This is a genomic window from Sphingopyxis sp. MG (genome assembly GCF_002953155.1).
Taxonomy (GTDB): Bacteria; Pseudomonadota; Alphaproteobacteria; order Sphingomonadales; family Sphingomonadaceae; genus Sphingopyxis; species Sphingopyxis granuli.
In genome coordinates this window covers 1,321,677-1,348,059 of record NZ_CP026381.1, presented here as the reverse complement: position 1 = coordinate 1,348,059, position 26,383 = coordinate 1,321,677, and the positions used below count along the sequence as shown (strand labels likewise).

Below are 26,383 nucleotides of genomic sequence, written 5' to 3'. Positions count from 1 at the left end.
CACGCGGCGAGATTCAATTCCGTTCCCCGACGCCCCGCTTCTCGGGCTCGCGAGTTTTCCGCAAGCGATCCAGCTCGTCCGACCAGGATTGCATCATCTGGACGCGCTCATCCCAATACTCGCCCCTGCTATAGGCGCGCCGCACCGCGTTGCCTTCCACGTGGGCGAGCTGCCGTTCGATCGCATCGGGGTTCCAGCGGCCCATTTCATTGAGCAGGGTACTCGCCATCGCCCGGAATCCATGCCCGGTCATTTCATCCTTGGCATAGCCGAGCCGGCGCAGCGCGCCGTTGATCGTGTTTTCGGACATGGGGCGGCTACCCGAGCGTAGCGACGGAAAAAGGAAGCGGCTCAAACTGGCGTCATGTTCCAGCGTGGCAATGATTTCCAATGCTTGACGGGATAGCGGGATCTTGTGGACCCTGCGCATTTTCATCTTGGTCTCGGGAATGGTCCAGACCGCGTTGTCGAGGTCAAACTCCTTCCATTCGGCATGGCGCAATTCCCCGGGCCGAACGAAGACATGGGGCATGAGGCGTAGCGCGGCAAACGTGATTGGATGACCTTCGTAGCCCGCGATCGCGCGCAGCAATGCGCCGACCTCCGTTGGTGTCGTAATGGCGGCGCGATGCGTGACTTTCGGCGTAATCAACGCCCCGCGCAGATCGGCGGAAACATCATGGTCCGCCCGAACGGTGGCGATCGCGTAACGAAAAACCTGGCCGCATATGCTTCGCAGCCGATGGGCGGTTTCGTGCTTTCCCTTCGTTTCAAATTTGCGGAGCAGGGTCAGAAGTTCAAACGGCTTGATTTCAGCTATCGGCCGATGCCCGATCGACGGGTAGGAAAAGTCGAGCAGCCAGCGGTTTTTCTTGAGCGTAGCAGGTGCGAGACCTTCTTTTGCGACCTTCGCTAGCCACTCCTCGGCGACTGCGCGAAACGTGTTTGCTGCCGCTACGCTTGCTGCCGCCTTTTCCAGCCGAGCTTCCTCGGCAGGATCGCGACCCGCGACAAGAAGTCGCCTCGCCTCGTCGCGCTTGGCCCTGGCTCCAGCGAGGTCTAGGTCGGGCCAAACACCAAAAGCCAGGGTCTTTTCCTTGCCGAGGAATCGATAGTTCATTCTCCAGTATCGGCGACCGGATGGCGATACGAGCAGATAGAGGCCGCCCGAATCACTCATCTTGTATTGCTTATCGCGGCCTTTCGCCGCCTTGATCGCTACAGCCGTAAGCGCCATGAGGGTATCTCTCCATCACCGCTCGCGACATACCCCCATATATACCCCCAAATTGTCCGGGTGCACCGGGATACGGTCGCATCAACATGGACGAGTATAGCGGAAAAAATGGCGGAATACAGCCATTCTCTGGACGTTACCGGACGTTCTCGGAAGGGGGCCTGGAGCGGGTAGCGGGAATCGAACCCGCCTAGCTAGCTTGGAAGGCTAGAGCATTACCACTATGCTATACCCGCGTCTCCAAGGTCGGCGGCGATTGCCATTTCGGCCCGCATTCGTCAAGCGTCGACGTCGGATCGGGCGGGGGCAGCGGGCCGGCGCCGCGATTGAGAACATCATGGCAACATGATAGGATGGGCGCGTGAGCGAGGGCAGCGACAGCGGTGCGGAGGGCGCAGGCGGCCCGGTGCGCAAGATCATCCATGTCGACATGGACGCCTTCTACGCTTCGGTCGAGCAGCGCGACGACCCGGCCTTGCGCGGAAAGCCCGTTGCGGTCGGTGGCTCATCGCGGCGCGGCGTGGTTGCCGCCGCTTCTTATGAGGCTCGAAAATTCGGGGTTCGCTCCGCAATGCCGAGCGTCACCGCCAAGCGGCGCTGCCCCGACCTAGTCTTCGTCCCACCGCGCTTCGACGCCTATCGCGAGATTTCACACCAGATCCGCGCCATCTTTCGCGACTATGCCGACGAGGTCGAGCCGCTGGCGCTCGACGAGGCCTATCTCGACGTCACGCGCGACAAGGCCGGACTGGGCAGCGCGACCGCCGCGGCGCGTGCGATCCGCGCCCGTATCCGCGCCGAGACCGGCCTCACCGCGTCAGCCGGCGTCTCCTACAACAAGTTCATCGCCAAGCTTGCCTCCGACCAGAACAAACCCGACGGGCTGACCGTCATTCCGCCGCGCCGGGGCGCCGCCTTCGTCCAGACGCTGTCGATCCGCCGCTTTCACGGCATCGGCCCGGTGACGGCGGCGAAGATGGAGGGGCTCGGCATCTTTTCCGGTGCCGATCTGGCGGCGAAGGACAGGGCGTGGCTCGCCGCGCATTTCGGCAACAGCGCCGAATGGCTCCACAATCTGGCGCGCGGGATCGACCATCGCCGCGTCAAGTCGAACCGGCCGCTCAAGTCGCTCGGCGGCGAGCGGACCTTCTTCCACGACCTGATCGCCGACGTCGAGATCCGCGAGGCGCTCGCGCATGTCTGTACCGTCGTCTGGGACCGCGCCGCCAAGCGTCATGCGCGCGGCCGCACGGTAACGCTCAAGCTGCGCTACGCCGATTTCCGGACGATCACGCGGGCGAAATCGGTCCCCTTCCCCATCGGCGACGGCGCGGCGTTGCTCGCGGTGGGCGAGGCGATCCTGGCCCCGCTGCTGCCCGTCGAGCAGGGCATCCGCCTGCTGGGGGTGACGCTGAGCAAGTTCGAGGGGGAAGAGGAGGAGGAAGCCCCCGCCGCACCTAGTGACCTGCTCAGTCTTATCTGACCGCTAGCGCGGGCGCGAAGCGGCGGATCGCCACCTGCATCTTCGGTGACATCGCCTTGAAATCGCAGCGGATCAGCGGCTCGTCCATTTCCTGAATCTCGTCCCGAAAAGGTGCGCCAACGCGGTAAAGCGCGCGATCCGTTTCGACCCGCTTGATGCGGAAATAGCCCGCGCCGTCGTAGCCGCCGAACTGCATCTGGGTGAAGCCGTCCGGCCCCGCGCGCGTCTGCGTGATCGGTTCGAGTTCGGCGGCGGGGCCCATGCTGCCGTTGGGGCCATAATAATAGAGCGCGCCCCAGCGCGTTCCGTCGAAGACATAGCCGTGATGCACCGTGGCGCATTTTTCGGTGTCGTTAGTCCAGAAACCCGGCGCGATCGGCAGTTCGATCGCAGGCTGTGCCCCGGCCGGCGTTCCGTTCATCAGCGCCGCGGCGGCGATCATTCCCAAAGCGCGCATCCATCCCCTCCCCACCCATGGTCGAACGTGACGTCATGGTGGCGGAATCGCTGCGGGCGATCAACCCGCGTCGGCGAACCGCCGCTCCTTGGTCGCGGTGAAGCGGATGGCGGGGTGGCGCTGCGTCACATAGCCGACCTCCCACGCGTCCTTCGCCATGAACACCGGCGCGCCATCGCGGTCGGCCGCGCTCGCGCCACGATGGTCCGACTGAAAGGCCTTGAGCGCCGCCGGATCGTCGCTCGCGATCCAGCGCGCCGTGTCCCACGGCGATGCCTCCAGCTTCGCCTCGACCTTATATTCGGCCTCGAGACGGCTGATCAGCACGTCGAGCTGCAACTGGCCGACGACGCCGACGATCATGTTCGACCCGATTTCGGGATAGAAGACCTGGATGATCCCCTCCTCCGCCATGTCGTCGAGCGCCTTTCGGAGCTGCTTGGTCTTGGTCGGATCGACCAGCGCGACGCGGCGCAGGATTTCGGGCGCGAAATTGGGCAGGCCGGTGATGGTAACGTCGCTGCGTTCCGACAGCGTGTCGCCGACGCGCAGCGTGCCGTGGTTGGGAATGCCGATGATGTCGCCGGGCCACGCTTCCTCGGCCATTTCGCGGTCCTGCGCGAGGAACAGCATCGGGCGGCTGATCGCGATCGCCTTGCCCGTCCCGCCCTGCGTCAATCGCATGCCGCGCTCGAACTTGCCCGAGCACAGGCGCATGAAGGCGATGCGGTCGCGGTGCGCGGGGTTCATGTTCGCCTGCACCTTGAAGATGAAGCCGGTGACGGCATCGTCGTCGGGGCGCACGGGCGCAGGCTCGGCGGGCTGCGGCTGCGGCCCCGGCGCATGCGCGGCGAGTGCGGCGAGCAGGTCGACGACGCCAAATTCCTTGAGCGCCGACCCGAAATAGACTGGCGTCAGGTCGCCGCCGCGATAAGCCGCCGCGTCGAAGGGCGCATAACCCGCCGAAGCCAGTTCGATCTCTTCGTTGAACTGGTCGAGCGCGCGCGAGTCGACCGCCGCCGCCAGCTTCGGATCGTCATGGCCGGCGAGCGCGATCCGCTCGCCCTCGAATGCGCGCGAAGCTTCCTTGCCCGGGACTGCCAGCGACGGTTCGACGAGATCGTAGAGGCCGGAGAAGGTTCCGCCCATCCCCACCGGCCAGTTCATCGGGCAGACGTCGAGCGCGAGCCGGTCGGCGACCTCGTCGAGCAGTTCGAAGGGCGACTGACCTTCGCGGTCGACCTTGTTGATGAAGGTGACGATCGGCACCGATCGCAAGCGGCACACTTCGAACAGCTTCAGCGTCTGCGGCTCGATGCCCTTGGCGGCGTCGATCACCATCACCGCACTGTCGACCGCGGTCAGCGTGCGATAGGTGTCCTCGCTGAAATCCTCGTGCCCCGGCGTGTCGAGCAGGTTGAAGACCAGCCCCGCATGCTCGAAGGTCATCACCGACGATGTGACCGAGATGCCGCGCTGCTGCTCGATCTTCATCCAGTCGGAGCGCGCGCGCCGCGCCTGCCCGCGCGCTTTCACCTCGCCCGCCATGTGGATCGCGCCGCCCGCGACGAGCAGCTTTTCGGTCAAGGTGGTCTTGCCCGCGTCGGGGTGCGAGATGATGGCGAAGGTGCGGCGGTCGGGACGGTTCTGGGACATGGCGCGGGCGGTTAGCAGGGTGCGGGGCGAGTGGAAAGGGGCTGGCGCCGCCGCCATCGCATAGGCAAGAGCGGACAATGCGAAACTCCCTTCTTGCCCTCGCGCTGATCGGCGCGCCCGTCGCCGCGCAGGATTCACCGTTCATCGGCGAATACGGCCTTGCCGAAGGCCCCGACGTTGGCGGCGGCCTGCTGATAAGGAACGACGGGCGTTTCCAATATGGGCTCGCTGCGGGCGCGCTCGACGAACGCGCCGAGGGGCGCTGGGAAGCGCGCGGGGCCATGATCTGCCTGACCACCGACCCCAAGCCGGTGCCGCCGACGATGTCGAAAGGCACGACCGGCGAGATCGACGGCGCGGTGCCCACCATCCTCGTCACCTGGCCGAACGGCCGGACCATCGCAGGCGTCGATTTCACGATCGGTTTCGACAGCGGCGCGCCGATCGACGGCTACACCCAATATGACGGCTGGACGATGCCCGACGACGACCCGCGCATCCCGCGCTGGATCGAGGTGCGCGAGCCGATTTACGGCATCACCGCGCCGCGCTTCGACCTGACCGGAGCCGACGGCGGCAAGCTGCGCGTGATCATCGAACCCAACGACATCGGCGTCGTCGATTTCGAGGGTGCGTGCGCTGAGCGCACCGAGCGCGGCCTGACATTGCATCGCGCCGAGGGCACCATGCGGTTCGTGCGGGTGGGTGACGAATAGGGCCTATCGACATATGGCGAATCACCCGCGACATTTTATTTCAAAGTATACGAAAGTCACACGACGTCCCCCTCCATTTCGTCTCCTGAGCCGGGCTGAAGCCGTGGCGGAAGGGAGGAGAGAGGGCGAACGGAGCGGCGCATCGCGAAAGGGCTATCATGCCCCGATATTAGGAAAGCGCTGCGGTTCCGGGAGTAGCGCCCGCCCTTCACCTTCGTCATGCTGAACTTGTTTCAGCATCCATGGCCGGGACTCGAAATCGGCGCCGCGCCGAAGGAAACGGCAGACCATGGACCCCCGGATCGGGTCCGGGGCAGGCTCTGAAACAGGTTGGGATATGTACCCTTCAGGCAAGTAGGGAGCTGTTCCCCGGCGAAAGCCGGGGTCCACGCGGGGCAGCGTTGTGCCATCTGAACCCCGGCTTTCGCCGGGGAACAGTGACTTGTCGAAAAGGGATAATTGCCAAACCGGTTCAGGGTGACGAGAAAAGGAATATCGCGCTTCGGCCGATACCTGGCATTCCACGAAATTTGCGCAGAGGCGCAAAGATCGCAGAGATGAAGCGCGCGCGCCTCTGCGATCTTTGCGCCTCTGCGCGAATCCGATTCAAGGTTGGCGCCCATGACCGCTATCGGTCGTTTCCAGCCGTCGCCATCCGATCTCCCCTCCCCCTTGCACTCGCCCCACAAATGGGTCACATCCTTACGTGAACGTAAAGGTAAAGCAGCCCCGAGAGGATTTCTTCCCCATGACCGACCTTCCGACCTTCGACACGATCAAGCTTGCCGTCGCCGACGATGTCGCGACCATCACGCTGAACCGGCCTGAGCGGCTGAACTCGATGCCACCGGCGATGGCCGACGATATTCGCGCGGCGCTCGACTGGATGGGCGTGCTCGGCGCGCGGGCGCTGCTGATCACCGGCGAAGGGCGCGGCTTCTGTTCGGGCGCCGACCTGGCAGGCGACCGCAGCGCGTCGGCGGTCGGCGGCGGCGCTAACAGTCGCAAGGCGCTGCGCAACCATTACAATCCGATGCTGCTCGCGCTCGCGAACCTCGACATTCCCGTCGTCACCGCGGTCAACGGCCCCGCCGCCGGCGTCGGATGCAGCTTCGCGTTGTCGGGCGACTTCACCCTCGCGGGCAAGAGCGCCTATTTCCTCCAGGCCTTCGTCAACATCGGACTCATCCCCGACGGCGGATCGTCGTGGCTGCTGCCGCGGCTGATCGGCCTACCGCGCGCCACGCAGATGATGATGCTGGGCGAAAAGATTCCGGCCGAGCAGGCGGCAGACTGGGGCCTGATCTACAAGGCGGTCGCGGACGACGCCCTGATGGCCGAAGCCCAGGCACTGGCGAAGCGCCTTGCGAGCGGCCCGACGGTCGCGCTCGGCACGATGCGCCAGGTGCTGCGCGGCGGGCTGACCCAAAGCTATTCCGATACGCTCGATGCGGAGGCGATGGGCCAGTATCGCGCCGGCAACAGCGCCGATGCGGTCGAAGGCGTCGCGGCCTTCCTTCAGAAGCGCAAGGCCGCGTTCAAGGGGCAGTAAGCCCTTCACCACCGAATCCGGCATTGTCGTCATTGCGAGCGCAGCGAAGCAATCCAGAGCGGTTTACGCACACTCTGGGTTGCTTTCCTCGGATCAGGTCCGGGGCAGCAATGACGGAGAAGTGAAAGATTCCGGACGCTTCATCGTGATGCCGCCTGATACTTCGGCGGGATAACGTCCGTTGCGACGCCCCCGTCACTCGACCGCGTAGGTCACGCCATATTTCAGCGCCTCCTCCAGCGTCAGGCAGCGGCGGGTCGACTTGTCCGCCCCGCTGCCCTTGACCGCCTTTTGCCGATACATCACCTCGGTCAGCAATTTGCGCGACACGCCCATCCGGATCAGGAAGTCGTTGTCCTCGCTCGCCAGCAGCGCGCTGTCCTGTTCGACGTCGCCGATCAGTTCGGTGGTCGCATCGGTGCCCATCGCCACGCTCTGGTCGATCGCGGCGCGGTCGCCGGTGCTGGTGAACATGTGGACGATGAACTCGCCGCCGGGTTCGATGATTCGCGGGGCGCCGCCCATGAACACGAAGTTGCAGGCGCTGAAGCAGGCCCAACCGCTGGGGATGCGCGTGCCGAGACCGGTGTTCGACCGGATGATGCGCCCCGCAGCATTGCCCGCGCGCGCGTCGCCGCCGGGCGAACGCAGCCAGATCTCGCTGACGTCGGGGTTGGCCTTCAGCGCCGCGGCGAGGCGTTCGGGCAGGCCCGGATCGACCCGCCCTTCGGCCAGCATGACCTTCATCCGACCACGCGTCTCGACGGTCAGCGTCATCGTCGCATTGGTCGACCAGTTGGGATTGAGCGGACAGGTGGGGTTCAGTGGGTCACGCTCGGTCGCCGCGGTCAGCGAGGTCAGCGCCAGTGCCCCCGCCAGCACGCGGGACAGGTCAGGCAGCCAGGACATAGCGCGCGTCGTCCGGCCCCTTGCACATCCGCTTCGTGACGCGCGTCTCTTCCCCGTCGACGATGATGAAATCGTTGACGGTCATACACTTGCGGCCGCCGTCCTCCTGATTGATCGACGCGACGGTCGACGAACCGCTGACATTCTCGCGCGTTTCGCTGGTCCAGTTCGACGTCGCGCCCACCGCCTCGCCGCGCGTGACCTCTTCGGTTGCCTGCGCCGCCTGCACCTGTTCGGCGGGATCGAGCCGGCAGGCGATCGCATCTGTCAGCGTCCCGCTCACCTCCGCGATCGGCACATAGCTGTAGACGCCGGCCCTGCTCGCCGCGTCGCCGACGGCATCGCGGATCACTCCGCCCAATATGCTGCGCCCGACGCCGCTGCCCTTCTTGCCCTTGGGACAACCGCCATTGTCGTCACTGCTCGGGCTCGGTGCCGGCGTCGTCACTTTGCGCAGCAGGCCGCCGAACTGCGCCTGGGCCGGCCCAGCGACCAGCATGCACGCCGCGAGAACCGCCGGGCCTTCGAATAGCTTCCGCATCGCCCTATTCCTTGTCGCGCCCGAAACGGGCAAACTGCGCGATCCCATTGGCGTCGATTCATGCCACCCACTGTGATTTTCATCAACCTTTCCCGAATCTCATCCAGACAGGTTGAATTAAGCTGGAATATGTCACAGTAACGCCGCCATGCTCTCGCAAAAGACCCGCTACACGATCCGCGCCTTTCAGCATCTTGCCGACCATTGGGGCAAGGGGCAGGTGCAGCTTGCGGATATTGCAGACGCGCAGAACATCCCGCCCAAATTCCTGACCGTCATCCTGTCCGAGATGGCGCGCGAGGGGCTGCTGATCTCGCAGCGGGGGCGCGATGGCGGCTACCAGCTCGCGCTGCCGCCGGTCGACATCAGCTATGGCGACCTCGTCCGGCTGACGCGCGGATCGCTAGCGCTCGTGCCCTGCGCGGCGCGCAACGCGCACGAGCATTGCAAGAACTGCCTGCCCGAAAGTGAATGCCGGCTGCGCAGCCTGATGCTGCGGGTGCGCGACGACACCGCCTCGATCCTCGACCGCATCACGCTCGCCGATCCGATCATGCTGGAACCGCTATTCGAGAAAGAGGAACTCGCGCTCTGACGTCCCCTGTCAGTTTCGCAAGAAAAAGACCCGCATGCTGTCGCATCGGGCCGTTTCCGGGTCGGGTTGTCGAAATGGTGGAGCCTACCGGGATCGAACCGGTGACCTCTACAATGCCATTGTAGCGCTCTCCCAGCTGAGCTAAGGCCCCGCGCCATTTCGGACGATCGCTCTGGGTGATGCGATCGGGACGCCGCCTTTACCAGCGCGTGTCCCATATGCAAGGGGCCAAATGCATCGCGCGATGCTTTTTTGGCCCCATGCGTCCGATTGTCAGTTTTCGTCGTCCTCGTCGTCGCCGGTCGCGACGCCCAGATCGTCGTCGCCGCCCAGATCGACGTCATTGTCGGGCGAATCGCTGTCCTCGTCGACATCGACGTCCAGATCCAGATCGTCGTCGGCCGCCTCTTCCTTGGCCTTGCCGGGCTTCTCGACTTCCTCGAACGGCATCGGCTGCTTCGATTTCAGCACCGATTCCGGAATCCAGGCATAGCCGCAGTTGATGCAGGTGACCGGGTCGTCGTTGGTCAGATCGTAGAATCGCGTCGCGCATTTCGGGCAGCTTCGCTTCGCGCCCCATTCAGCCTTTACCATAGAAGCCTCGTAACCCTTTGAAGGAATAAGATAAATTTCGGAGAAAGGGCGGCACCGGAACAGCCACCCGCCAAATCGGCGTGCGCCTTGCCAGATTGTTTGCCCGCTGTCAAAAGCCGCACGCCATGACAGACCCCAACCCCAGCCCGCGCGCCTTTTCCGCTTCCGCTCCGCTGAAAGGTAAGATCGCGATTCTCGGCGACAAGAGCATTTCGCACCGGGCGCTGATGCTGTCAGCGCTGGCGGTCGGCACGAGCCGCGTCACGGGGCTACTCGAAGGGCATGACGTGCTCGCGACGGCGGCGGCGATGCGCGCGATGGGCGCGAGCATCGAGCGGACGGGCGACGGCGAATGGGTAATCGACGGCGTAGGCGTAGGCGGCCTGCTCCAGCCGCGCGAAGCGCTTGAAATGGGGAACAGCGGCACCTCGACGCGCCTCCTGATGGGCCTTGTCGCGAGCCATCCGATCACCGTCACCTTCACGGGCGACGCCAGCTTGTCGAGCCGCCCGATGGGACGCGTCATCGACCCGCTGTCGCAGATGGGCGCGGACATATCGGCCTCGCCCGGCGGGCGCCTGCCGCTGATGGTCCGCGGCCTCGCGCCGGCGATCCCCCTCGCCTACCGCCTGCCGATGGCGTCGGCGCAGGTGAAGAGCGCGGTGCTGCTCGCGGGACTGAACACGCCGGGCATCACCGAGGTGATCGAGCCCATCCCGACGCGCGACCATAGCGAGCGGATGCTGAAGGGCTTCGGCGCCGACCTGAACGTCGAGACCGACGGCGACGGCACCCGCCGCATCCACATCCGCGGCGAGGCCGAGCTTCGGCCGCAGACGATCGCCGTCCCCGGCGACCCCTCGTCGGCGGCCTTCTTCATCGTCGCGGCGCTGATCGTGCCCGGATCGGACGTCGTCATCGCCAATGTCGGCCTCAACCCCACGCGCGCCGGGCTGGTCGAGGTGCTGCAGGCAATGGGCGGCGATATCGAACTGCTCGACCCGCGCGAAGTCGGCGGCGAGCCGGTCGCCGACCTGCACGTCCGTCACAGCGCGCTGAAGGGGATCGAGGTCGATCCCGCCATCGCGCCGAGCATGATCGACGAATATCCGATCCTGTTCGTCGCCGCCGCGCTTGCCGAAGGGCGCACCGTCACCACCGGCCTCGACGAACTGCGCGTCAAGGAGAGCGACCGGCTGGCGGTGATGGCCGCCGGTCTCACCGCCATCGGCGCGCAGGTCGAGGAAAGCGCGGACGGGCTGGCAATCGACGGCACCGGCGGCGACCCGCTGCCCGGCGGCGCGACCATCGCCGGCCACCTCGACCACCGCATCTGCATGAGCTTCGCGGTCGCGGGCCTCGTCGGCAAGGCACCGGTGACGATCGACGATATGGGCCCGGTCGCGACCAGCTTTCCCAATTTCGAGGCGCTGCTCGAAAGCCTGCAGGCATGATCGTCGCCGTCGATGGTCCCACCGCTTCGGGCAAGGGGACAATCGCGCGCGCGCTGGCGGCGCATTTCGGGCTGCCGGTGCTCGACACGGGGCTTCTCTATCGCGCCGTCGGCTATCAGACGCAGCTCGACCATGGCGATCCCGACGATGCGGACGATGCGCTCGCCGCGTGCGATTTTCCCGACAGTCTGCTGAACGATCCGGCGCTGCGCTATGAAAGCACCGGCAGCCTCGCGAGCCGTGTGTCGATCCATCCCGCGGTGCGGGCGGCGCTGTTCCAGCGGCAGGTCGATTTCGCCAACCAGCCGGGCGGCGCGGTGCTCGACGGACGCGACATCGGCACGGTGATCGCGCCGCACGCCGACGCCAAGCTGTTCGTGACCGCCACGCCAGAGGAGCGGGCGCGGCGGCGCCATGCAGAGATGCTGGGGCGCGGCGTCGAAGTCACCTATGACGCGGTGCTCGCCGACATCCATGCCCGCGACGCGCGCGACACCGGGCGCACCGACGCACCGCTGCGCCGCGCGGCGGATGCACTGCTGCTCGACAATACGACGCTGGACCGGGATGCGGGCATCATGGCAGCGATCGCATTTGTCGAGGATAAAGTCGGGAAGCGGGGCTGAAAGAAGATATTCGCGCAGAGGCGCAGAGATCGCAGAGGGTAAAGTGAAAAGGATTCACGCGGAGGCGCGGAGAGATGGCGCTTGCCGCGAAGCGGCTTTCTTCTGCAACCTATCTGGAACCGCGATGCGGGGGAGCAAGAAGGGCCTATCGGCCCAAACCATAATCTCCGCGCCTCCGCGTCTCCGCGTGAACCAAAATCCTCTGCGATCTCTGCGCCTCTGCGCGAATATCATCTGCTCCACCATTCAAGGCTCAGCCGTCTCGACCGGCACGCCCTTTTTCCTTGCCGAAAACCGCCTCCCCGCTTATATGCGCGCCGTCCGACGGGCGGTTTGCCGGTCGAGGCACGGATGAACCGTCGCTCCCACCGGAGCGTCGGGCGTGACGGGGCACCCTCGTCGCGCCCTTTTTGCTTTGCCCGTGGCTCACCTTGCGAGGCGCCCCGACGACGTCCTGTTTCGCATTCGGCGGGCAGGACGGTTCGGCCACAAGACCAGCGGACCCAACCGCTTGGCCGGAAACATGTGAAGTAAGGAAATCATCTATGGCCTCTACGGCTTTTCCGACGCGCGACGATTTCGCCGCGATGCTCGATGAATCGCTGGGCGGCGCCGACGGCGGCTTTGAAGGCCGCGTCGTCAAGGGCACCGTGACCGCGATCGAAAACGACCTGGCAGTGATCGACATCGGCCTGAAGAGCGAAGGCCGCGTGGCGCTTCGCGAATTCGCGATGCCGGGCCAGAAGGCCGACCTGAAGGTCGGCGACGAGGTCGAAGTCTATGTCGACCGCGTCGAGAACGCCAATGGCGAAACCATGCTGTCCCGCGACCGTGCTCGCCGCGAAGCCGCCTGGGACCGGCTGGAAGAAGAATTCAACAAGGAAGCCCGCGTCGAGGGTGTCATCTTTGGCCGCGTCAAGGGCGGCTTCACCGTCGACCTCGGCGGCGCGGTGGCCTTCCTTCCGGGTTCGCAGGTCGATATCCGCCCCGTGCGCGACGTCGGCCCGCTGATGGACCTGCCGCAGCCCTTCCAGATCCTGAAGATGGACCGTCGCCGCGGCAACATCGTCGTGTCGCGCCGCGCGATCCTCGAGGAAACGCGCGCCGAACAGCGTTCGGGCCTGATCCAGAACCTGGAAGAAGGTCAGATCATCGAAGGCGCGGTCAAGAACATCACCGATTACGGTGCGTTCGTCGACCTCGGCGGCATCGACGGCCTGCTCCATGTCACCGACATGAGCTACAAGCGCGTCAACCACCCGAGCGAGGTGATCAATATCGGCGACACGGTGAAGGTGCAGATCATCCGCATCAACCGCGACACGCAGCGCATCAGCCTAGGCATGAAGCAGCTTGAGGCCGATCCGTGGGAAGGCGTCGCCGCCAAATATCCGGTCGGCGCCAAACTGAAGGGCACCGTCACCAACATCACCGACTATGGCGCGTTCGTCGAGCTGGAGCCGGGCATCGAAGGGCTGGTCCACGTCAGCGAGATGTCGTGGGTCAAGAAGAACGTCCACCCCGGCAAGATCGTTTCGACGAGTCAGGAAGTCGACGTCATCGTCCTGGAAGTCGACAGCGACAAGCGCCGCATTTCGCTGGGCCTCAAGCAAGCGCAGTCGAACCCCTGGGGTGCCTTCGCCGAAGCGCATCCGATCGGTTCGGTCGTCGAAGGCGAAGTCAAGAACGCGACCGAGTTCGGCCTGTTCGTCGGTCTGCCCGGCGACGTCGACGGCATGGTCCATATGTCGGACATCGCCTGGGGCATCTCGGGCGAGGAAGCGCTGCATCTCCACCGCAAGGGCGAGCAGGTGCAGGTCGTCGTTCTCGACGTCGACGTCGAGAAGGAACGCATCAGCCTCGGCATCAAGCAGCTTGAAAAGGGTGCTCCGGCGGTCGGCGCCGGCGCCGGCTCCGGCTCGCTTAAGAAGAACGAGACCGTCACCGTCACCGTGCTCGAAGTCCGCGACAACGGGCTGGAAGTGCAGGCCGGCGACGACGGCGCGACGGGCTTCATCAAGCGCGCCGACCTGGGCCGCGACCGCGACGAGCAGCGCCCCGAGCGCTATCAGGTCGGGCAGAAGTTCGACGCGATGGTCACCGGCTTCGACCGTTCGAAGAAGCCGACCTTCTCGGTCAAGGCGCTGCAGATCGCCGAAGAGAAGCAGGCCGTCGCGCAGTACGGCTCGTCGGACTCGGGTGCGTCGCTCGGCGACATCCTCGGCGAGGCGCTGAAGGCCGGCAAGAAGGACTGATTTCCTCCTTTCGCGCCAGAGCGAAGAAAAGGCCCGCAGAGTGTCCCTCTGCGGGCCTTTTTCTTTCGGCGATAGATTTTGACGGGATAGCGATTCGTGATAATCTCGGCGCCGCGTCGGGAGGGGTCCTACGCATCGTCGCCGGCAACGGCCGGATAACCCGCGTCCGCGGGATGCGCGTGGCACATTTAGGGGAAGCAGATGATCCGGTCAGAACTGGTTCAGAAGATCGCGAGCGAAAACAGCGATTTGCGCCTGGAGGAGGTCGAGAGGATCGTCGACGCCTTCTTCGATTCCATCATCGAGCAGCTCGCTGCGGGCGGACGGGTGGAATTGCGTGGTTTCGGCGCCTTTTCGACGCGCGCGCGCGAATCGCGAACGGGGCGCAATCCCCGCACCGGGACGCCGGTCGCGGTCAAGGCGAAGAACGTCCCCTATTTCAAGCCCGGCAAGGAAATGCGCGAACGGTTGAACGACTGAGGGGGTCACATCTTACGGCGGTTGGCGATGTGCTTGCCTCAATTCTTGAGCCGATATCCCGTCCGGAACACCCAGAAGATCACCGCAAGGCACAGCGCGAGAAAGATCGCGACCGCGCCCATGCTGACGCCGATGCCGACATCGCCGCGGTCGAAGAAGGTCCAGCGGAAGCCGCTTATCAGATAGACGACCGGGTTGAACAAGGTCAGCGCGCGCCACGCGGCCGGCAGCATGTCGATCGAATAGAAGGCGCCGCCGAGGAAGGTCAGCGGGTAGACGACAAGCAGCGGGATGACCTGCAACTGCTCGAAGCTTTGCGCCCAGATGCCGATGATGAAGCCGAACAGGCAGAAGGTCACCGCCATCAGCACCATGAAGGCGGCCATCAGCAACGGATGCGCAACCTGGACATCGACGAACAGGTGCGCGGTCGCGAAGATGATCGCACCGATGATAACCGACTTCGTCGCCGCCGCCCCGACATAGGCGATCAGCAGTTCGAGCGGCGACATGGGCGACGAGAGCATCTCGTAGATCGTCCCCGTCCATTTGGGCATGTAGATGCCGAAGCTGGCGTTGCTGATGCTTTCGGTGAACATCGTCAGCATCATCAGCCCCGGCACGATGAAGGCGCCATAGGGCACGTCGCCGACCGCGCTCATCCGGCTGCCGATCGCCGAGCCGAAGACGACGAAATAGAGCGTCGTAGTGATCACCGGGAGCAGCAGGCTGGTCCAGAAGGTGCGCCCGAAGCGCGCCATTTCGAACCCGTAGATGGCGCGGATGCCGCGGAAATTCCCGATCATGCCGTGGCCCCCTGCGCGCCCGCGTCGTCGCTTTTCGATTCGTGGACCAGCCCGACGAAAATCTCCTCGAGCGAGCTTTGCCGTGTGTGGAGGTCGCGAAAGGGAATGCCAAGATCGCTCAACCGCCGCAGCAGCGACGGGACGCCGGTCGCCTCGGCCTGGCTGTCGAATTCATAGACGAGTTCGTGCCCCTCGCCCGCGAGTTCGAGCGACCAGTCGTCGAGCCCGGCGGGAAGGGCGGCCAGCGGCTCCGACAGGTTGAGCGTCAGCGTCTTGCGGCCCAGCTTCTTGATCAGCGCGTCCTTGTCCTCGACGAGGATGAGCTTGCCCTTGCTGATCACCCCGACGCGGTCGGCCATCTCTTCAGCCTCCTCGATATAATGGGTAGTCAGGATGATGGTGACGCCGCGGTCGCGCAGGCCGCGCACCATGTTCCACATGTCGCGGCGCAGTTCGACATCGACGCCCGCGGTCGGTTCGTCGAGAAAGAGGATTTCGGGTTCGTGGGACAGCGCCTTGGCGATCATCACGCGGCGCTTCATGCCGCCCGACAGTTCGAGAATCTTCGCGTTCCGCTTGTCCCACAGCGACAGGTCACGCAGCAGTTGCTCGATGAACGCCGGATCGCGCGGCTTGCCGAACAGCCCGCGCGAGAAGCTGACCGTCGTGATGACCTTTTCGAACGCGTCGGTATGAAGTTCCTGCGGCACCAGCCCGATCATCGACCGCGCGGCACGATAGTCGCGCTGGTGATCGTGCCCGCCGACGGTCACCGCCCCCTCGCTCGGCGTCACGATGCCGCAGACGATGCCGATCAGCGTCGTCTTTCCCGCGCCGTTCGGTCCCAGCAGCGCGAAGATCTCGCCTTTGTCGATCGTCAGGTCGACGCCGCTCAGCGCGCGGTGGCCGCTCTTGTAGGTTTTGCCGAGGTTGGAAATCTGGAGCACGGCCGTCATCGCGCCGGTCTAGCCGACCCCGTTCGCCGGGTGAAGCGGCAAAGATCGCTTGACCTCCCCTCCCCCTTCGGCTTGACCGGCGCACGGCACGCGGACGTGGCGGAATCGGTAGACGCAGCAGACTTAAAATCTGCTATCCATCTGGGTGTGCGGGTTCGAGTCCCGCCGTCCGCACCAGCGAGGAGAGGCAGGTCATGAAGGCTGGCGGCAACGGCGCGCGGTTCGTCCCGGCCGGGCTTCTGGCCCTTTTGCTTGCCGGTTGCGGGCTGTTCGGCGAGCGCGGGCCGGTCCGCGTCGCGGCGATCGGGCCGCTCAATCCCGCCGCCAATCCGGCGAACGGCGAATTGTCGGCCGCCAATGCCGCACTGCTCGATGCGACCGCGCAGGGGCTGGTCAGCTATGATGGAGAGGGGCAGATCGACGTCGGCCTCGCCGAGCGCTGGACGGTGACCGGCGACGGGCTCAGTTATATCTTCCGCATCCGCGAGGCGAAATGGAGCAACGGCCGCAAGGTGACGGCCGAACGCGTCGCCGCGATCCTGCGCACCTATCTGTCGCCGCGCAGCCGACATGTCCTGCGCGACGATTTCCCCGAGATCGAGACGATCAAGGCGATGACCGACAGCGTCATCGAAATCCGCCTCGCCGCGCCGCAGCCCGCGATTCTCGAACTGCTCGCCCAACCGTCGATGGCGATCGTCGACAAGGATATGGGCTGGGGACCGATGCGACCGAAACGGCATGGCCGCGCGATGCTGTTGTCGCCCGTTCCCGATCCGCTCGCGGAGGACCCCGAGGAGGCCGAAGAAGCCGCCAACGATCCCGCCGCCTCGATCGAACTCGTCGGAACGTCGCCCGCAGGCGCGCTGGCGCGGTTCAAGAACGGCTATGCCGACGCGGTGATCGGCGGGCGCTTTTCGACGCTGCCCTATTTCGTCGCGTCGAATATCGGGCGCTCGCGCCTTGTCGTCGATCCGGTTCCCGGCCTGTTCGGGCTGGCGTTCGTGCGCGCCGAGGGATTTCTGGCCACCGACGCCAACCGCGAGGCGCTGGTGCGCGCGATCCGGCGGCAGCGGCTCGTCGATGCCTTCGGGCTCACCGAATGGCAGCCGCAGATGACGCTGCGCCCGGCGCTTTACCGTCGCGACGGCGGCCCGGCGCCGCTGCTGCCCGCGTGGGCCGATTTCGACGACGATTCGCGCCTGATCCAGGCGCGGCGCGTCGTCGACCGCTGGCGCGCGGCGCGCGGCGACATCGCGCCGCTGCGCATCGCCGTGCCCGATTCGCCCGGCGGGCGCATCCTCTTCGCCTATGTCGCCGCCGATTTCGCGGCGATCGGGGTGCCGAGCCGCCGCGTCGACGCCGACGCCGAAACCGACCTCAAGCTGATCGACGAGGTGACGCCCAACGACGATGCGCTGTGGCCGCTGCGCCGACTGTCGTGCCGCAGCGACACGCTGTGCAATCGCGAAGCGCAGGCGCTGATCGACCGTGCCGCGCTCAACGACGACCCCGCTCTGCGCGCGGCGCAGATCGCCGAGGCCGAGGCGGTTCTCGCCCGCTATGTCCCCTTCATCCCGCTCGCGACGCCGCTGCGCTGGTCGGTCGCGTCGCAGCGGACCACCGGACTGCGCGCCAACGCCCGCGCCCAGCACCCATTGAATCGCCTGATCGCCGCCCCCACCTGATCGGACGGCGCCCAGCTTCGGGCGCTTGCTGAAAGGACCCCGATGGCCCCTTCGTCCCCGAATACCGACGCGATCTTCGAGGCGCTGATCCCCAACCGGCGCGATCCGGCGGCGCTGCGCAAGCGCGTCGAGACGCTGGAAATCATTCTGGAACGCAGCTTCACCATCCCCGGTATCAACCGGCCGGTCGGGCTCGACGCGATCGTCGGCCTCGTTCCGGTGGTCGGCGACGCGATCACCGCGGTGATGGGCGCCTATATCATATGGGAGGCGCGCAACCTCGGCATGTCGAAATGGCAGATCTGGCGGATGATCGGCAATCTGAGCGTCGACACTGCGCTTGGCGCGATCCCGCTCGCGGGCGACGCCTTCGACCTGCTGTTCCGGTCGAACACGCGCAACCTGAAGATCATCAAGAAGCACCTCGACAAGCATCATCCGGGCACGGTCGTCATCGACCAGTAAGAGCGGTAACTGATCCGACGCATCGGTCGCCCCTTCCCTCGCGGTGTGTGATGATGCTAGCACAGCATCAGCCAAAGGATGCTTCAGGGGAGATGATGATGATCCGCGCCAGCCTTGCCGCGCTTGCCCTAGCCTGTTCGCTGTCCGCCGCCGCCCCGGCCGCGGCGGAAGAAGAGGATCGTTGGCTGTGGCTCGAGGAGATCGAGGGGGCGAAGGCGCTCGACTGGGTGAAGGCGGAAAATGCCGCCACCGACAAACTGATCCTGTCGCGCCCTGGCTTCGAGGCGGATCGCCGGCGCGCCCGTGCGATCCTCGACGACGAACGCCAGATCGCCATGCCCGACGAGGTGATCGGCGATGTCGTCACCAACCTGTGGCGCGATGCGAAGAATCCCCGCGGCCTGTGGCGCCAAAGCCCGCTCGACGCCTGGCTGGCGGGCAAGCCCGAATGGCAGGTGCTGATCGACGTCGACGCACTCGGCAAGGCGGAAGGAAAAAGCTGGGTCTGGCACGGGGCCGACTGCCTCGCCCCCGAATATCGCCGCTGCCTCGTCTCGCTGAGCCCCGGCGGCACCGATGCCGACGTCGTGCGCGAATGGGACCGCACGACCGGCCGCTTCGTCGACGGCGGCTTCGCGCTGCCGGAAGCAAAGAGCAATGTCGCGTGGGAGGATGCCGACACGCTGCTGGTCGCGACTGACTTTGGCGCGGGCAGCATGACGGCTTCGGGCTATCCGCGCATCGTCAAACGCTGGAAGCGCGGCACGCCGCTGTCCGATGCCGCCGTGGTGGCCGAGGGCGAGACGAGCGACGTCAGCATGGCGCCCTTCACGCTCGTCGACGGCGACCGGCTGTGGACGCTGATCCGGCGCGGCAAGAGCTTCTACACGACCGACTATCTGATCCCGAGCGCCGACGGATCGCGCTTCGTCACCGCGCCGATCCCCGACACCGCCGACCTGCGCGACGTGCTCGGCGGACAGGCGATCGTCTTCCTCAACAAGTCGGCGGGCGCGATCGCCGAAGGCTCACTGGTCGCGATGTCGCTTGCCGACATGGCAGTGGGGCGCCAGACGGCGATGGTGCCAGTGATGACCCCGACGCGCGCGCAGGCGATCGAGGAGGTCGCGGCGAGCGATAACCTGCTGTGGGTCAAGGCGCTCGACGATGTCGAGGGCAAGCTCTTCGCCGTGCGCCGCGATGCGGCGACGGGCGCCTGGTCACAGCGCGAGGTGCCGCTCGCGACCAATGCGACGGTCAACCTCGTGAGCACGATCGGCAAGCGTGATATCGCGCTGGCGACCAGCGAGACCATGCTCGACCCGCCGACGCTGTATGCCGTCGCCGAGACCGGCGCGGCGCAAACGGTGCAAAGCCTGCCCGCCACCTTCGATGCGGCGGGCATGACGGTCGAAAAGCGCTTCGCCACCTCGAAGGACGAAACGAAAATCCCTTATTTCCTCGTCCGCAAGACCGGTACGAAGGGGCCGGTCCCGGCGCTGGTCCATGCCTATGGCGGCTTTCGCGCGGCGCAGACGCCGGGCTATCTGACCGGCCAGCCCTATCGCGCAGGACCGCTGGGCCTGTTCTGGGTCGAGGACGGCAACGCCTATGTGCTCGCCAATATCCGCGGCGGCGGCGAATATGGCCCCGCCTGGCATCAGGCGGCGCTGCGCGAGAAGCGCCAGAACAGCTTCGATGACCTCCACGCGGTCGCCGAGGATCTGGTGAAGACCGGGGTCAGCGCAAAGGGTGGGATCGCGATTTCGGGCCGGTCGAACGGCGGCGTGCTGGTCGGCGCGGCGATGACGCAGCGTCCCGACCTGTATGGCGCGGTGATCTCCGGCTCGCCGCTCAAGGACATGAAGCGCTATTCGCACCTGCTCGCGGGCGCATCGTGGGTCGCCGAATATGGCGATCCCGACAAGGCGGAGGACTGGGCCTTCATGGCGCAATATTCGCCCTATCAGAATGTGCGCGACGGCGTCTCCTATCCGCCGATCTTCCTCTACCTGTCAACCAAGGACGACCGCGTCCACCCCGGCCACGCGCGCAAGTTCGCTGCGAAGCTGGAGGAATACGGCAACCGCGTCTATTACCACGAATATCTGGAGGGCGGTCATTCGGTCGGTGCCGATCACGCCGAGGATGCCGTGCGCGCGGCGATGCTCCACGCCTTTCTGCTGCGCGAACTGGAGGAGAGGAAATAGAGCCGGAAACGCCGCCTGGCGCGCTTTCCGGAACCGACTGCGCGCTGCGGAGGCGGACGCCAGCTACAGACGATCCATGCGAAGCCAGCGCCGGTCGCCGAGCCACGCCTTCGACAGCGCCCGGTCCGCGGCCGCGGCTTCGAGCCTGCGACCGCGCGCGGACTCGCTCCGACCGAGCCCGTAAAGCGCCCAGCCGTTGTTCGGCGTCCGCGCCAGCGCGCCGCGAAATGCCTCGCTCGCCTCGTCGTACCGCCGCGCCTGGAACAGCGCCGCGCCGAGCGATTGCCGGACCGGATAATACCAGAAGGTCGGCTCCTGATAGGGCAGGCCGTCCTCGATTTCGATCGCCTGCCGATAGAAAGCGATCGCCTCGTCATGGCGGCCGAGCGATGCCGCGAACCGGCCGCGCGCGACCCGTTCGGCCAGCATCACCAAATCCGTCGCGGGCAGGCCCTGCTCGATCAGGTCGGCCAGCGCGCCCGACGTGCGCAGCTTCGCCATCGCGGCCATTTCGCCTTCGAATCCGGCACGATCGCGCAGCGCGGCATAGGCGGCACCGCGCGCATAATGGCGCATCGCGGTCGGATAGGGCAGGCGCGCATCGGGCGCGACCATCGCCAATATGGCCTTCGGATCGGCGAACTGCGCCATCGCGAAATAGGGTGCCGCATCGATCGCCTGAATCCAGCCGATCCGCGCCGAGGTCGCGGGGTCGAGCACGCTGCGCAGGCGCCGGGCCTCGCGGACCGCGGTGCGCATGTCGCCCGCCATCTGCGCCGAGGTGACGATGAAGTGAACATTGTGCGGATAATAGCCATAGCGCACCAGACCGTCGTCGCCCGCGCTGCGGATAAAGGCTTCGTCCGCGCGCGCCGCGGCGACGTTGACGCGGATCGAATCGGCGTGCCGGCCGCGCAGCTGATAGATATGCCCCGGCATGTGGACGAGATGCGCGGCGCTCGGCGCCAGCGGTTTCGCCAGCCGGTCCGCCGCCGCCTCGGCCCGCTGCGGATCGCGCGCCTCCATCAGATGGATATAGAGGTGGTTCGCCTGGACATGGTCGGGGTTGCGGCGCAGCACGATTTCGATCAGCCGCACCGCTTCGCCAATGCGGCCCACCGGTGTTTTTCCGTCGGCTTCCCAATAGTTCCACGGCGTCGTATCCATCGCCGCCTCCGCCGCGAGCACCGCGACATCGTCGTCGCCCGGAAAAGCGCGCGCGACACCGAGCATCGCATCGGCGTAGCCGGCGTCGAGCGCGGCGCGATCCGCGCCGGCATCGCGCGAATAGCGATGCGCGACGGCTTCTATCAGCGCCCGCTCCATCGGCGACGCCGCGGCCCGCAGCACCATCGCCCGGTCCATGGCATCGAGCGCCGCCGTGCGGTCGCGCTCGTCCATCGGCGCGTTGATGTTCGGCCCCAGCGCCACCGCCTCGCCCCACCAGCAGAGCGCACAGTCCGGGTCGCGGCGCTGCGCCTCGCGGAAGGAACGCACTGCGCCGGCATGGTTGAAGCCGTAATTGAGGAGCAGGCCCTGGCTGAAATAACTTCGCGCCTGCGCATCGCGTGTCGAGACGGGAAATGGTGATGCGGCAAGATCGGGATAGAGCGGAATCGGCCGCACCTGGCTGGCGGGCGCCGCCATCGCCGCCGCGACGAGCAGATTCTGCGCCAGCGCCGACCCCGCGCGCTGCGCCCCGCAGTTCAGTCCGGCGAGCCGGCTCGGGTCGAGCGCGTCGAGCGCCGCGGTCGAAAAGCCCGGCAGGGGCGCGAAGCTGGCGAGCGAAAAGCCGATGCCGACGATCGCGGCCGCCTTGAACGGATGACGCATCCCGATCCCCTCCCCCCGAAGGTGAATATCGCAGCAATCTATCACGAAGGGGGGCCGCTCAAAAGAGTGGCGGTGTCATTTCAGCCGATGGGATGGCGAAGGTCTTGGTGGCAGGTTGCGCGCGACGGTGAAGAGGAAGAAGCGGGCAACGGGCGGGCGCTGCTTGGCCGCGCCCTGATAGACGCGGACATAGACCTCCTGCCGCAGATCGGCGACCTCCGACGCATCGGGCCAGACGCGCCGCAGATAGGCGGTCAGCGCGCCTTCATAGGGCAATATCTGCTCGGCAAACCATTGATCGAGATCGTCCATTGCGCCCGCGAATCCTCCCTCGCGCGAGGGTGTGCGGAAATCGGACTATGTCAAGACGCTGGGAATCGGAGGCGGAGACTATCCCGCTTTCTTGCCCGGAAGGGGCACGACATTGCCCGTGCCAGCCGCTCCGTTCGCGCAATAGCGCCCCCATGCGGCCATCAGCTTCACGCGCGCGCCCGGCTGGTCGGGGGTGCCAAGATAGGTTGTGCGGCGATAGGCGGCCTGCACCGCATCTGGCGTCTTGTGGGCCAACGCCGCCTCGACCACCGCATCGGCAAAGCCTTCGTTCGCCGCCCAGTCGGTGAAGGCCGAACGGAAGCCGTGGACGTGATATGGCTCACTCATGTCGCGCATCACTTTCAGCAGCGTCATGTCCGACATCGGCTTGCCGGCCACCCCGGGGAACACGACATCGCTCCCTGCCATCCTGAACGCCGCCGCCTTCGCAAGCACCGACAGAGCCGCGTCGGAGAGCGGAACCATGTGTGCCTTGCTCCGCTTCATATGATCGGCGGGAATGGTCCATAGACGGCTCTCAAGGTCGAATTCTGCCCATGTGGCGAGGCGCACTTCCTGCGAACGAACAGCAGTCAAGATGAGTAGGTCCAGCGCCATCCGCCCAAACGACGGCTTGCGCCGCAACGCCACCATGAAGGAAGGCACCGCGACATAGGGCATCGCCTTACGGTTCGCGCGTTCCTTCACTTGCCGAGGCAGGCCGCGCCCGGCTTTCAGGCTCCCATTACCCGATGGGGCTTCGGCAGAACGCCAGCCCTTCGCATGGGCATAGTCGAGAACGGCGCAAATCCGGTTGCGGACCTGACGCGCTGTTTCGGGAATGTCCTGCCAGATTGGCGACAGCGCGTTGATGATATCGGGCGAGGTGATGCCGCCGGTCGGAATATCACCCAATTTCGCGAAGGCGTGGTTTTCGAGACTAGCGAGCCACTGGCGAGCATAAACGGCGCTTTTCCAGCCCGCCTTGTTCTCGGCATGATACTGCTTAGCTGCTTCGCGGAACGTCACCTTGGCGGCGGCTTCATCTTTCCGTTCCGCCAGAACGTCGCGCCGTTCGACCTTGACCGCCTTGCGTAGCCCGCCAGCTTTCTCGCGGGCTTCCGCCAGCGTCAGCAGCTTGGCGCTGCCCAACCCCATGTCCTGCCTCTTGCCGTCGCGCTGCAAGCGCAGGAGCCAATAGGCCCCGCCGTGCTTGTCCACCTTCAGGAACAGCCCGTCTCCGTCCTGATAGGTGCCGGGATTAGTCAGGGCCGCCTTGACCGCTATCGCCGTGAGTTTACCCATCGGATTCTCTCCCCACACTTTGAGGCGTCAAAATGTGGGAGCAAGCCGATCTCTCCCCACATTTCTCCCCACACTACGCTTCGGCTGCACACGAACGGCAGCGGATGCGAGCGGAAAGCCGCAGGCATAATATGCTAGGTTTTCTGGGATTTCTAGGGACTTTGACGGAAGTCCCCGGAAGGAAAAATGGTGGACAGGGCTGGATTCGAACCAGCGTACGGGAAACCCGGGCAGATTTACAGTCTGCTGCCTTTAACCACTCGGCCACCTGTCCATGGGGCCCCTGCGGGGAAGCGGTGCCATGGCGAAACGAGGCTTGCCTGTCAATGGCAGTCGTGGGAAAGGCCGCGCGCTATGCGACAAATTTCCCGTCATCGCCGCCCGCAGGGTGGCAATCCGCGCGGTCAGGGCGTCCGGCTTTGGGGCCGGCACGCCGTGCTGGCCGCACTCGCCAATCCCGAGCGCCGCGTCCGGCGCATCTGGGGCACGCGCGAAGCGCTCGGTCAGCTCGACCTGCCGCCGGTGATTCCGATCAGCTATGCCGATGTCGCCGACCTTGCGCGACTCGTCGCACGCGATGCGCCGCACCAAGGGCTGGTGATCGAAGTTGATCCGCTCGACGATATCTTCCTCGCCGACATATTGCAGGCTGAGGTCGATGCCGATAGCCGGCGCCCGCTCGTCCTGCTCGACCAGGTGACCGACCCGCACAATATCGGTGCGGTGCTTCGCTCGGCTGCGGCCTTCGATGCTGCCGCCATCATCACGCAGGACCGACACAGCCCGCCCGAAAGCGGTGTCATCGCGCGCGCCGCGTCGGGTGCGCTCGAAACCGTGCCGTGGATACGCGTCGTCAACCTGTCGCGCGCGCTCGATGAGATCGCCGAGGCGCAATATTGGCGCATCGGTCTGACCGGCGATACCCGGACGACGCTCGGCGAGGCGCTCGACGGCAGCAAGGTGGCGCTGGTGCTGGGGTCGGAGGGCGATGGCATGCGCCACAATGTCGTCGAGCATTGCGACGTGCTCGCGCGGCTACCGATCTCGCCGCGCATGGAAAGCCTGAACATCTCGAACGCCGCGGCGGTCGCGCTCTACGCGGTCGCGACCACGACGGCCTGATCGGCGTTCCGGCGAAAGCCGGGATCGCTATCGCTATACAGAAGGCCAGAGGTCCCAGCGTTCGCTAGGGCGACTTTCGGGCTCAATCCTCTTCGGCGATCCGCACCCGCAGACCATCGAGTTCGGCGGTGAAGGGAATCTGGCACGACAGGCGCGAATTGCCGTCGCGGTCGCTCGTCGAATCGAGCAGGTCGTTCTCGTCTTCGCTCATCGCGGGAATCGCATCGCGGCTGCCTTCTTCGACATGGACATGACACGTCGCGCACGAACAGCAGCCGCCGCACAGCGCCAGCAGTTCGTCGAAGCCCGCATCGCGGATATTCTCCATCACGGTCAGGCTGGTGTCGCCTTCGATCTCATGCTCGGTCCCGTCACGCGTCACGACAATCAGCTTGGCCATGCTCATCCCCATAATTTTCGAGTCGGCTGGCCTATGTCGCGCGTTGCACAGCAAATCAAGCGCTGCTAGGGAAACGACAGGAACAAAAAGGGAATATCGAATGGGCCTGAGCCATGAGCAGTTGACCGCGGGAATCGACGCGCTGGCGGCGGTCGAACCGAATTTCGCGCGCGCGCTCGGCAACGCCGGCTATCCCGAACCGCGCATCCGCGAGCCCGGCTACACGACCTTGCTGCGCACGATCGTCGGCCAGCAGGTCAGCGTCGCCGCCGCCAATTCGATCTGGAACAAACTGGAGGCCGGGTTCGGCGAAGGCTGCCCGGCGGACGTGATGGCCGCGGCCGAGTTCGACGCGCTGCGTGCCTGCGGCCTGTCGGCGCAGAAGCAGAGCTATGCCAAGAGCCTCGCGCAGCTCGTGCTCGACGGCGCGCTCGATTTCGACGCCCTCCCCGCCGACGACGAAGAGGCGATCGCGTTGCTCACCAAGGTCAAGGGCATCGGCCGCTGGTCGGCCGAAATCTACCTGCTCTTCGCCGAGGGACGCCCCGACATCTGGCCTGCGGGCGACCTTGCGGTGCAGGAAGCAGTCGGCCGCATCCTGTGCCTCGACGCGCGGCCGAGCGAGAAAAGGGTACGTGAACTCGCCGAACCCTGGCGCCCGCACCGCGGCGCGGCGGCGATCTTCAGTTGGCACTGCTATAACATGGACGTGATCTAACGTCCCTACCCCT

At 65.7% G+C, this 26,383-nt stretch carries 25 protein-coding genes and 4 tRNA genes; 14 read left to right on the top strand and 15 right to left on the bottom strand.

Annotated features, from left to right (window positions below):
* Nucleotides 1-13 precede the first annotated feature (13 nt).
* Together C3E99_RS06180 and C3E99_RS06175 are read right to left on the bottom strand one after the other, a co-directional pair.
* Nucleotides 14-1,237: a tyrosine-type recombinase/integrase gene (locus C3E99_RS06180; RefSeq protein ID WP_104959551.1), complete on the bottom strand. Its 1,224-nt coding sequence runs from the start codon at nt 1,235-1,237 to the stop codon at nt 14-16.
* A gap of 162 nt (nt 1,238-1,399) precedes the next feature.
* Nucleotides 1,400-1,473, bottom strand: a tRNA-Gly gene (locus C3E99_RS06175).
* A gap of 125 nt (nt 1,474-1,598) precedes the next feature.
* Between C3E99_RS06175 and dinB the strand changes: the two genes are divergently transcribed.
* Complete coding sequence (gene dinB / locus C3E99_RS06170; protein ID WP_104959550.1) at nt 1,599-2,720, top strand: DNA polymerase IV; 1,122 nt, start codon at nt 1,599-1,601, stop codon at nt 2,718-2,720.
* Here dinB and C3E99_RS06165 read toward each other — a convergent pair.
* Both C3E99_RS06165 and C3E99_RS06160 read right to left on the bottom strand, forming a co-directional pair.
* Nucleotides 2,713-3,177 (bottom strand): hypothetical protein, encoded by a 465-nt coding sequence (locus C3E99_RS06165; RefSeq protein WP_148650873.1) that lies wholly within the window; start codon nt 3,175-3,177, stop codon nt 2,713-2,715. The genes dinB and C3E99_RS06165 overlap by 8 nt on opposite strands.
* A gap of 60 nt (nt 3,178-3,237) precedes the next feature.
* Nucleotides 3,238-4,833, bottom strand: coding sequence for a peptide chain release factor 3 (locus C3E99_RS06160; protein WP_067184256.1), 1,596 nt, complete (start codon nt 4,831-4,833; stop codon nt 3,238-3,240).
* Between the two features lie 77 nt (nt 4,834-4,910).
* Between C3E99_RS06160 and C3E99_RS06155 the strand changes: the two genes are divergently transcribed.
* Together C3E99_RS06155 and C3E99_RS06150 are read left to right on the top strand one after the other, a co-directional pair.
* Nucleotides 4,911-5,549: a hypothetical protein gene (locus tag C3E99_RS06155; RefSeq protein WP_067184259.1), complete on the top strand. Its 639-nt coding sequence runs from the start codon at nt 4,911-4,913 to the stop codon at nt 5,547-5,549.
* 748 nt (nt 5,550-6,297) lie between these two features.
* Nucleotides 6,298-7,101 carry an enoyl-CoA hydratase-related protein gene (locus C3E99_RS06150; RefSeq protein ID WP_067184262.1) on the top strand — a complete coding sequence of 268 codons (804 nt, stop codon included), beginning with the start codon at nt 6,298-6,300 and terminating at the stop codon, nt 7,099-7,101.
* Nucleotides 7,102-7,296: 195 nt separating this feature from the next.
* On the opposite strand, the gene C3E99_RS06145 is transcribed toward C3E99_RS06150, so the two are convergent.
* On the bottom strand, nt 7,297-8,010 hold the full coding sequence (locus C3E99_RS06145; protein ID WP_067184265.1) for a hypothetical protein: 714 nt from the start codon (nt 8,008-8,010) through the stop codon (nt 7,297-7,299).
* Entirely contained in the window at nt 7,994-8,551 is a 558-nt protein-coding gene (locus C3E99_RS06140; protein ID WP_067184267.1) for a hypothetical protein, read from the bottom strand. Before C3E99_RS06140 ends, C3E99_RS06145 begins: the two co-directional genes overlap by 17 nt.
* A 148-nt stretch (nt 8,552-8,699) precedes the next feature.
* Here C3E99_RS06140 and C3E99_RS06135 point away from each other — a divergent pair, with 148 nt between their 5' ends.
* Nucleotides 8,700-9,146: an RrF2 family transcriptional regulator gene (locus tag C3E99_RS06135; RefSeq protein ID WP_067107506.1), complete on the top strand. Its 447-nt coding sequence runs from the start codon at nt 8,700-8,702 to the stop codon at nt 9,144-9,146.
* A 75-nt stretch (nt 9,147-9,221) separates the two neighbouring features.
* Here C3E99_RS06135 and C3E99_RS06130 read toward each other — a convergent pair.
* Both C3E99_RS06130 and C3E99_RS06125 read right to left on the bottom strand, forming a co-directional pair.
* Nucleotides 9,222-9,297, bottom strand: a tRNA-Ala gene (locus tag C3E99_RS06130).
* Between the two features lie 122 nt (nt 9,298-9,419).
* Nucleotides 9,420-9,740 carry an FYDLN acid domain-containing protein gene (locus C3E99_RS06125; RefSeq protein ID WP_067107503.1) on the bottom strand — a complete coding sequence of 107 codons (321 nt, stop codon included), beginning with the start codon at nt 9,738-9,740 and terminating at the stop codon, nt 9,420-9,422.
* A gap of 125 nt (nt 9,741-9,865) precedes the next feature.
* Here C3E99_RS06125 and aroA point away from each other — a divergent pair, with 125 nt between their 5' ends.
* The 4 genes from aroA to C3E99_RS06100 all read left to right on the top strand — a co-directional run bounded on the left by aroA (nt 9,866) and on the right by C3E99_RS06100 (nt 14,555).
* Complete coding sequence (aroA, locus tag C3E99_RS06120; protein WP_067184269.1) at nt 9,866-11,194, top strand: 3-phosphoshikimate 1-carboxyvinyltransferase; 1,329 nt, start codon at nt 9,866-9,868, stop codon at nt 11,192-11,194.
* Nucleotides 11,191-11,820, top strand: a complete 630-nt coding sequence (gene cmk, locus C3E99_RS06115; RefSeq protein ID WP_067184272.1) for a (d)CMP kinase — start codon at nt 11,191-11,193, stop codon at nt 11,818-11,820. The genes aroA and cmk overlap by 4 nt, the downstream gene beginning before the upstream one ends.
* Nucleotides 11,821-12,365: 545 nt before the next feature.
* Entirely contained in the window at nt 12,366-14,075 is a 1,710-nt protein-coding gene (gene rpsA / locus C3E99_RS06105) for a 30S ribosomal protein S1 (RefSeq protein ID WP_067107495.1), read from the top strand.
* Between the two features lie 201 nt (nt 14,076-14,276).
* On the top strand, nt 14,277-14,555 hold the full coding sequence (locus C3E99_RS06100) for an integration host factor subunit beta (protein ID WP_067107492.1): 279 nt from the start codon (nt 14,277-14,279) through the stop codon (nt 14,553-14,555).
* A 38-nt stretch (nt 14,556-14,593) separates the two neighbouring features.
* On the opposite strand, the gene C3E99_RS06095 is transcribed toward C3E99_RS06100, so the two are convergent.
* Together C3E99_RS06095 and C3E99_RS06090 are read right to left on the bottom strand one after the other, a co-directional pair.
* Nucleotides 14,594-15,361, bottom strand: coding sequence for an ABC transporter permease (locus tag C3E99_RS06095; protein WP_067184276.1), 768 nt, complete (start codon nt 15,359-15,361; stop codon nt 14,594-14,596).
* The gene (locus tag C3E99_RS06090) at nt 15,358-16,317 is read right to left on the bottom strand and encodes an ABC transporter ATP-binding protein (RefSeq protein ID WP_076075705.1); all 960 of its coding nucleotides are present in this window, start codon (nt 16,315-16,317) and stop codon (nt 15,358-15,360) included. Before C3E99_RS06090 ends, C3E99_RS06095 begins: the two co-directional genes overlap by 4 nt.
* 90 nt (nt 16,318-16,407) lie before the next feature.
* Here C3E99_RS06090 and C3E99_RS06085 point away from each other — a divergent pair.
* The 4 genes from C3E99_RS06085 (at nt 16,408) to C3E99_RS06070 (ending at nt 20,680) form a co-directional block, all read left to right on the top strand.
* Nucleotides 16,408-16,494, top strand: a tRNA-Leu gene (locus tag C3E99_RS06085).
* Nucleotides 16,495-16,511: 17 nt separating this feature from the next.
* On the top strand, nt 16,512-18,005 hold the full coding sequence (locus tag C3E99_RS06080) for an ABC transporter substrate-binding protein (RefSeq protein WP_076075708.1): 1,494 nt from the start codon (nt 16,512-16,514) through the stop codon (nt 18,003-18,005).
* 42 nt (nt 18,006-18,047) lie between these two features.
* A complete protein-coding gene (locus tag C3E99_RS06075) occupies nt 18,048-18,470 on the top strand; it encodes a DUF4112 domain-containing protein (RefSeq protein ID WP_076075710.1) in 423 nt (140 codons plus the stop codon).
* Nucleotides 18,471-18,568: 98 nt separating this feature from the next.
* Nucleotides 18,569-20,680, top strand: a complete 2,112-nt coding sequence (locus tag C3E99_RS06070) for a prolyl oligopeptidase family serine peptidase (protein WP_076077904.1) — start codon at nt 18,569-18,571, stop codon at nt 20,678-20,680.
* 63 nt (nt 20,681-20,743) lie between these two features.
* Here the strand turns inward: C3E99_RS06070 and C3E99_RS06065 are convergent, their stop codons facing one another.
* From C3E99_RS06065 to C3E99_RS06050, 4 genes are all read right to left on the bottom strand, one after another.
* Complete coding sequence (locus C3E99_RS06065; protein ID WP_083675097.1) at nt 20,744-22,513, bottom strand: tetratricopeptide repeat protein; 1,770 nt, start codon at nt 22,511-22,513, stop codon at nt 20,744-20,746.
* Nucleotides 22,514-22,588: 75 nt separating this feature from the next.
* Entirely contained in the window at nt 22,589-22,825 is a 237-nt protein-coding gene (locus C3E99_RS06060) for a sigma factor (protein WP_104959549.1), read from the bottom strand.
* 78 nt (nt 22,826-22,903) lie between these two features.
* Nucleotides 22,904-24,148: a tyrosine-type recombinase/integrase gene (locus tag C3E99_RS06055; protein WP_234002621.1), complete on the bottom strand. Its 1,245-nt coding sequence runs from the start codon at nt 24,146-24,148 to the stop codon at nt 22,904-22,906.
* A 169-nt stretch (nt 24,149-24,317) separates the two neighbouring features.
* A tRNA-Tyr gene (locus C3E99_RS06050) sits at nt 24,318-24,404 on the bottom strand.
* Nucleotides 24,405-24,484: 80 nt separating this feature from the next.
* Here C3E99_RS06050 and rlmB point away from each other — a divergent pair.
* Nucleotides 24,485-25,252 (top strand): 23S rRNA (guanosine(2251)-2'-O)-methyltransferase RlmB, encoded by a 768-nt coding sequence (gene rlmB, locus C3E99_RS06045; RefSeq protein ID WP_104959547.1) that lies wholly within the window; start codon nt 24,485-24,487, stop codon nt 25,250-25,252.
* 82 nt (nt 25,253-25,334) lie between these two features.
* Here rlmB and C3E99_RS06040 read toward each other — a convergent pair whose 3' ends face one another.
* Nucleotides 25,335-25,652, bottom strand: a complete 318-nt coding sequence (locus C3E99_RS06040) for a 2Fe-2S iron-sulfur cluster-binding protein (RefSeq protein ID WP_067107528.1) — start codon at nt 25,650-25,652, stop codon at nt 25,335-25,337.
* A gap of 100 nt (nt 25,653-25,752) precedes the next feature.
* On the opposite strand from C3E99_RS06040, the gene C3E99_RS06035 reads away from it, so the two are divergent.
* Nucleotides 25,753-26,370, top strand: coding sequence for a DNA-3-methyladenine glycosylase family protein (locus tag C3E99_RS06035; RefSeq protein ID WP_067107452.1), 618 nt, complete (start codon nt 25,753-25,755; stop codon nt 26,368-26,370).
* The last annotated feature ends 13 nt before the right edge of the window (nt 26,371-26,383 follow it).

Coding starts and splice junctions, on each gene's coding strand:
- cmk (WP_067184272.1), top strand. CDS start 11,191: ATGATCGTCGCCGTCGATGGTCCCACCGCTTCGGGCAAGGGGACAATC.
- rlmB (WP_104959547.1), top strand. CDS start 24,485: ATGCGACAAATTTCCCGTCATCGCCGCCCGCAGGGTGGCAATCCGCGC.
- C3E99_RS06070 (WP_076077904.1), top strand. CDS start 18,569: ATGATCCGCGCCAGCCTTGCCGCGCTTGCCCTAGCCTGTTCGCTGTCC.
- rpsA (WP_067107495.1), top strand. CDS start 12,366: ATGGCCTCTACGGCTTTTCCGACGCGCGACGATTTCGCCGCGATGCTC.
- C3E99_RS06060 (WP_104959549.1), bottom strand. CDS start 22,825: ATGGACGATCTCGATCAATGGTTTGCCGAGCAGATATTGCCCTATGAA.
- C3E99_RS06150 (WP_067184262.1), top strand. CDS start 6,298: ATGACCGACCTTCCGACCTTCGACACGATCAAGCTTGCCGTCGCCGAC.
- C3E99_RS06075 (WP_076075710.1), top strand. CDS start 18,048: ATGGCCCCTTCGTCCCCGAATACCGACGCGATCTTCGAGGCGCTGATC.
- C3E99_RS06080 (WP_076075708.1), top strand. CDS start 16,512: ATGAAGGCTGGCGGCAACGGCGCGCGGTTCGTCCCGGCCGGGCTTCTG.
- C3E99_RS06100 (WP_067107492.1), top strand. CDS start 14,277: ATGATCCGGTCAGAACTGGTTCAGAAGATCGCGAGCGAAAACAGCGAT.
- C3E99_RS06040 (WP_067107528.1), bottom strand. CDS start 25,652: ATGGCCAAGCTGATTGTCGTGACGCGTGACGGGACCGAGCATGAGATC.
- C3E99_RS06090 (WP_076075705.1), bottom strand. CDS start 16,317: ATGACGGCCGTGCTCCAGATTTCCAACCTCGGCAAAACCTACAAGAGC.
- C3E99_RS06125 (WP_067107503.1), bottom strand. CDS start 9,740: ATGGTAAAGGCTGAATGGGGCGCGAAGCGAAGCTGCCCGAAATGCGCG.
- C3E99_RS06065 (WP_083675097.1), bottom strand. CDS start 22,513: ATGCGTCATCCGTTCAAGGCGGCCGCGATCGTCGGCATCGGCTTTTCG.
- C3E99_RS06155 (WP_067184259.1), top strand. CDS start 4,911: ATGCGAAACTCCCTTCTTGCCCTCGCGCTGATCGGCGCGCCCGTCGCC.
- C3E99_RS06180 (WP_104959551.1), bottom strand. CDS start 1,237: ATGGCGCTTACGGCTGTAGCGATCAAGGCGGCGAAAGGCCGCGATAAG.
- C3E99_RS06135 (WP_067107506.1), top strand. CDS start 8,700: ATGCTCTCGCAAAAGACCCGCTACACGATCCGCGCCTTTCAGCATCTT.
- C3E99_RS06035 (WP_067107452.1), top strand. CDS start 25,753: ATGGGCCTGAGCCATGAGCAGTTGACCGCGGGAATCGACGCGCTGGCG.
- C3E99_RS06165 (WP_148650873.1), bottom strand. CDS start 3,177: ATGCGCGCTTTGGGAATGATCGCCGCCGCGGCGCTGATGAACGGAACG.
- C3E99_RS06145 (WP_067184265.1), bottom strand. CDS start 8,010: ATGTCCTGGCTGCCTGACCTGTCCCGCGTGCTGGCGGGGGCACTGGCG.
- C3E99_RS06095 (WP_067184276.1), bottom strand. CDS start 15,361: ATGATCGGGAATTTCCGCGGCATCCGCGCCATCTACGGGTTCGAAATG.
- aroA (WP_067184269.1), top strand. CDS start 9,866: ATGACAGACCCCAACCCCAGCCCGCGCGCCTTTTCCGCTTCCGCTCCG.
- C3E99_RS06140 (WP_067184267.1), bottom strand. CDS start 8,551: ATGCGGAAGCTATTCGAAGGCCCGGCGGTTCTCGCGGCGTGCATGCTG.
- C3E99_RS06160 (WP_067184256.1), bottom strand. CDS start 4,833: ATGTCCCAGAACCGTCCCGACCGCCGCACCTTCGCCATCATCTCGCAC.